This window comes from Microbacterium sp. GbtcB4, from assembly GCF_019091465.1.
Lineage (GTDB): Bacteria > Actinomycetota > Actinomycetes > Actinomycetales > Microbacteriaceae > Microbacterium > Microbacterium paraoxydans.
The window spans coordinates 1-238 of record NZ_JAGXJJ010000512.1 but is presented as its reverse complement, the minus strand read 5'-3'; the positions used below and the strand labels follow the sequence as shown (position 1 = coordinate 238).

The following is a 238-nucleotide window of genomic DNA, read 5'->3' as shown; positions in this document are numbered from 1 at the left end:
CGACGATGCCCGCCTCCCCCGGGTTGATGATCGGCGTGCCCGCGTCCATCCCCAACACGCCGATGTTCGTGATGGTGATGGTGCCGTTCTGCTGGTCGGCCGGCGGGGTCTTGCCCTCGCGTGCCGTGTGCGTGAGCCGGTTCAGGGCGCGGGCGAGGTCCTTCATGCTGTGGTCCTGCGCGTCCTTGATGTTCGGCACGAGCAGTCCGCGGGGCGTGGCGGGGGCGTCGCCGAGGTT

At 70.2% G+C, this 238-nt stretch carries 1 protein-coding gene; it reads right to left on the bottom strand.

Translation table 11 applies throughout. From position 1 onward, the window contains the following. Window positions 1–238: 2-oxo acid dehydrogenase subunit E2 (locus tag KVS71_RS18650; RefSeq protein ID WP_217585281.1), on the bottom strand; the 238-nt coding region annotated here is incomplete at both ends.